A 4,363-nucleotide genomic window follows, 5' to 3' on the forward strand; every position below is an offset into this window, starting at 1 on the left:
GATGTACCAGCTGGGCTTGGTCTTCCAGGCGGCGACGGTCACGGGGGCGGCAAGGGCCGCCATCGCAATGGGCACCTGACTATCGCGCAGGAAGGCCGCGTCAGCCTCGCTGGTGTCTCCGGCAAAGCCGGCGCGGAACCGCTCGCCGTTCAGATAGGCGAAACCATCGGGCTGCTCTTCGGGCACGAAGTTCGGCGGCGGCGGGACCTCGGCATACTGGTCCAGCGTGGACTGCCCGACCTCGGGCGCGAAGGCCGCCACGTAGACAAGGCCCGCGACTTTCGGATCGGTGCCTGCCTCGGTGATCACGCTGCCGCCATAGGAATGGCCGACGAGGATCACCGGGCCGTCCTGCCGATTCAGCACACGCCGGGTGGCCGCGACATCGTCGGCGAAGGAGGTCAGCGGGTTCTGCACGATGCTGACGGTGTAGCCGCGCGCGGTCAGCTCATCGTAAACCCCGCGCCAACCCGATCCGTCGGCGAAGGCGCCGTGGACGAGGACGATGTTGCGGACGGGGTCGGCACTGGCACCAAAGGCGACGCTGCCCGCAACTGCCGCAGCGGCGATCATTTTCAGAGTATTGGTCATGGTCTTCTCTCCTTTCTGGGGTGGAACACTGGTTGTCGGCACTGCAGCCGTATTTGCTGCCCACAGGGCGTTGGTGCCTGCCGGTGACGTGCGCCTCGTCAGGCCGAGCGGGCGAACGCCAAGAGATCGGCGTTGATGATCTCGGGGTGCGTGGCGAAGAGGCCGTGCGAAAGACCGGGGTATGTCTTCAGGATGCCGTTCCGCACCAGGTTGATGGCTTTGTGGGCCGAGTTCGCGATCGGTACGACCTGGTCATCCTCACCGTGCATGATCAGAACCGGGACCGAGATCGCCTTCAGATCTTCGGTGAAATCCGTCTCGGAAAAGACGGCGATGCAGTCGTAATGCGCCTTTGCGCCGCCTGCCATGCCTTGACGCCACCAGTTGTCGATCAGCCCCTGGGTGACCGTCGCGCCCGGCCGGTTGAACCCGTAGAACGGTCCGCTGGGCACATCGCGATAGAACTGGGCGCGGTTCGCCACCAGGGCAGCGCGAAACCCGTCGAACACGTCAAGCGGTACGCCATCCAGGTTCGCATCGGACCGGACCATCACGGGCGGAATAGCACCTATCAACACTGCCTTGGCTACGCGGCCGCGCTTGGCGCGTGCGACATAGCGCGTGACCTCGCCACCGCCGGTCGAGTGTCCGACATGGATTGTGTCACGCAGGTCCAAGGCCTCGGCGATTTCCGCGACATCTGCGGCATAGGTGTCCATGTCGTTGCCGGTATCGGTCTGGTCCGACCTGCCGTGACCGCGCCGGTCATGTGCGATCACTCGGTAGCCCTGCGACAGGAAGAAAAGCATCTGGTTGTCCCAGTCGTCGGCGCTGAGGGGCCAGCCGTGATGGAACATGACGGGCTGGGCGTCCTTCGGGCCCCAGTCCTTGTAGAAAAGCTGTGTGCCGTCGGATGTGGTGAGGAATGCCATCACGAAGTCTCCTTTTGGGTGAGTTTGAGCAAGACCCGGAATGGGGAGAGCGATCGCAGCGGCGAGCGCTCCAGCAGAGGAGAGAACCGTGCGTCGGGTCAGCGCTAGCTGGGTCAGGTCATTGCTGAGGTGCATTGGTCATCCTTTCGCGAGACAGCGGCTCCGCGAAGACCGGGGCGCCCTGCAGTCGTAAGGTACCGGGGGTCCGCATCCGTCGCGGCGCAGAACCTGCCGCCAGGGTGCCGATCTTGCGGTCTTTCAGGTCAGTCTTGCAGGAGCGGGGTCGTGAGAGCCGGGAAGTGCCAGTCAAGCGGCAAGGCTTCTTGGGTGATCCCGACCGGTAGGGGTTCCGCAACATGGTGTCGAACGAGGCAAATGCGGCTTGGCCGCAAGACTGGCACCGTCGCGGCAGTTTCCGCGCCGCAAGGCCGGAGTGGCTTCGCTAGGGTCTGACACCTGAGCCTCGCTCACCCCTGCAATCGAAGGAAAATCCCATGACCTCTCGCAACGGCCTTGCCTCGCTGCTTCGTCCCGAAGATTCCGTGCTCGTTCTGATCGACCACCAGCCCTACCAGCTCGCGAACCTGAACACCCACGAGCCGCAGATGGTAATCAACAACACCGCGGGCCTCGCGAAAGCGGCCAAGGCCTTCGGAGTCCCCACGATCCTGACCACCGTGGTGGCCGAGCGGGGCGGTTATCTCTTTCCCCAGATCACCGATGTGTTCCCCGGCCAGGAGGTCATCGACCGGACGTTCATCAACACCTGGGAGGACCGGAAGGTGGTCGATGTCGTCAAGGCAACGGGCCGCAAGCAGTTGATCCTCGCGGGCCTCTGGACCGAGGTTTGCGTGGCTATGCCCGCGATCCAGGCGCTTGGCGAAGGGTGGGACGTTACGGTAGTCACCGATGCATCGGGCGGCGTCTCGGTTGAGGCGCATCAGGTCGCCATCCAGCGCATGGTCGCGGCGGGTGCCAACATGGTGACCTGGATGGCGCTGGCCGCCGAATGGCAGCGCGACTGGGCGCGGATGGAGACCGCCATCAAGCTGACCGAGGTGCTGACCCAGCACGGCGGCGGCAGCGGCATCGCTTATCTGTGGGAGCAGCAGCTCCTCAACACGCCGCTGCGAACTGCCGCTGAGTGATCCTTCGCAGGGGGTGGCGAGGAGCCCGGACGATGCGCCGTTGCGGTCGACCGCTCATCTTTGCTCGTCATCCCCATTTCTCTTTCGCGCTCGGCCACAGGGAGTGACAAGTGGACTACGAAAAGATCATGCAGGCGAACCTTGAGCGGGTTTTCGGCGAACGTGACGCCCAGCGGCGCATCGCGGCGATCCGTGACCTTTACGCCGCGGATGCCACCCTGCACGAACCGCATCAGTCGGCGCAGGGCCACGACGCGATCTCGCAGGCCGTAAGCGATCTGCTCGCGGAGCTGCCGCCGGATTTCACCTTTACTGCCATCAGACCGGCCTTAGGCCACAACGGTTTTGGCCGGTTGCAATGGAGCGCTGGACCGCCGGGCGGGCCCGTTGCCGTGACTGGCACCGATGTTGCGCATGTTCAGCGCGGACTCATTCGGTCCCTGCACGTTTTCCTCGACCAGCCAGGCACTTGATCGACGCGCCAGCCCCCATCAACCCCGTCTTCGAAAGGAACCGAGTTCCCATGGATCATTTCCCCGTCGGACAGCAGATGGACGTCACCTATCCAAGCTTCAAGGTGAGCCTCACCCTCCAGTCCGTCACCCAATTGAGGTTCGAGATCAAGGAAGGGTCCTTCGCCCGGATCGAGACGGTCGATATTCAGGTTGAACCGCTCGGCAACAGCAGCTTCGCCGTCAGTTGGCAGGAGAAGGACGGTGCGACGGTCACGAATGTTCAGGACTATGATCGCGGCCTGGTCCATTCGTTTGCCACGTTGCCCGATGGCCAGTTTTTGCGGATGACCGGAACGATTGCCGTCACCCGGCCCGCAGATCGCACGCCCGATGATCGCCCCCAGCGCAACCGGGCGCTGGTGCTTGATGCGATGACGTCTCTGTTTCAGCGTCACGATGCCTCGGCAGTCGATCGCCTGTATGCCGATGACTATATCCAGCACAATCCGAACATTCCTCAGGGGCGGGACGCCCTGCGCGGCATCGTCGAGACCCTGTCGCCCTCCGTCAACTACGAGCCGGGCCTGATCATCGCCGAAGGTGATCTGGTGGCCATTCACGGTCGCATCCGCGGCTGGGCAGACGTGCCGCAAGTGGTGGTCGATATCTTCCGGGTCGAGGGCGGTAAGTTGGCTGAACACTGGGATGTTCTGCAAGCCGAGGTGCCGCCAGCGGCCGGTCTAGCTGGCCTGTCGATGTTCGATCCTGAGGAAGGCGCGCGTCGCGCCGCAGCATGAGCAGCATAGTCACCACGACATCTGCTACAAATGGAGACCCCAATCATGACCCATCTACAGACTCTTCTGCTTTCCGGCACCATGGCTTTCGGTGCACTGACCACCCAGTCAGGAGCTGCGCTCGCCGACGTGAACAACATCGTTCTGGTGCATGGCCTGAACATGGATGGCGGTGCCTGGCGGGCGGTCTATGACCGGCTGACCGCTGACGGTTATGACGTCACGGTGGTTCAACTGCCCATGACCTCGATCGCGGATGACATTGCGGCAACACGCCGCGCGCTCTACGCACAGGATGGCCCCGTTGTGCTTGTCGGCCACTCCTACGGCGGGATGGTGATCAGCCAGGCAGGAACCGATCCGCAGGTCAAGGCGCTGGTGTACATTGCCGCATTTCAACCCGAGATCGGCGAGAGCCTTGCCTTCCTCAATGCGTCAAT

The 4,363-nt window shown here is 63.4% G+C and carries 6 protein-coding genes; 4 read left to right on the forward strand and 2 right to left on the reverse strand.

Going from position 1 to position 4,363, the window contains the following annotated elements:
* Together ACRCSW_RS18310 and ACRCSW_RS18315 are read right to left on the reverse strand one after the other, a co-directional pair.
* Positions 1–591 (reverse strand): alpha/beta hydrolase (locus ACRCSW_RS18310; RefSeq protein WP_438707085.1); only part of this gene is annotated, 591 nt, incomplete at its 3' end.
* A gap of 98 nt (positions 592–689) precedes the next feature.
* A complete protein-coding gene (locus ACRCSW_RS18315; protein WP_438707086.1) occupies positions 690–1,523 on the reverse strand; it encodes an alpha/beta fold hydrolase in 834 nt (277 codons plus the stop codon).
* A gap of 494 nt (positions 1,524–2,017) precedes the next feature.
* Here ACRCSW_RS18315 and ACRCSW_RS18320 point away from each other — a divergent pair, with 494 nt between their 5' ends.
* The 4 genes from ACRCSW_RS18320 to ACRCSW_RS18335 form a co-directional block, all read left to right on the forward strand.
* A complete protein-coding gene (locus ACRCSW_RS18320) occupies positions 2,018–2,671 on the forward strand; it encodes a hydrolase (protein WP_438707087.1) in 654 nt (217 codons plus the stop codon).
* Positions 2,672–2,781: 110 nt separating this feature from the next.
* The gene (locus tag ACRCSW_RS18325) at positions 2,782–3,144 is read left to right on the forward strand and encodes a nuclear transport factor 2 family protein (RefSeq protein ID WP_438707088.1); all 363 of its coding nucleotides are present in this window, start codon (positions 2,782–2,784) and stop codon (positions 3,142–3,144) included.
* Positions 3,145–3,194: 50 nt separating this feature from the next.
* Positions 3,195–3,923 carry a nuclear transport factor 2 family protein gene (locus ACRCSW_RS18330; protein ID WP_438707089.1) on the forward strand — a complete coding sequence of 243 codons (729 nt, stop codon included), beginning with the start codon at positions 3,195–3,197 and terminating at the stop codon, positions 3,921–3,923.
* A gap of 45 nt (positions 3,924–3,968) precedes the next feature.
* Positions 3,969–4,363 (forward strand): esterase/lipase family protein (locus tag ACRCSW_RS18335; RefSeq protein WP_438707090.1); only part of this gene is annotated, 395 nt, incomplete at its 3' end.

The sequence above is a fragment of the Tabrizicola sp. genome, from assembly GCF_051645465.1.
In the GTDB taxonomy this organism is placed as follows: Bacteria; Pseudomonadota; Alphaproteobacteria; order Rhodobacterales; family Rhodobacteraceae; genus Tabrizicola.

Excerpts from the sequence above, each read along its gene's own strand:
- ACRCSW_RS18315 (WP_438707086.1), bottom strand. The coding sequence starts at position 1,523 with ATGGCATTCCTCACCACATCCGACGGCACACAGCTTTTCTACAAGGAC.
- ACRCSW_RS18320 (WP_438707087.1), top strand. The coding sequence starts at position 2,018 with ATGACCTCTCGCAACGGCCTTGCCTCGCTGCTTCGTCCCGAAGATTCC.
- ACRCSW_RS18330 (WP_438707089.1), top strand. The coding sequence starts at position 3,195 with ATGGATCATTTCCCCGTCGGACAGCAGATGGACGTCACCTATCCAAGC.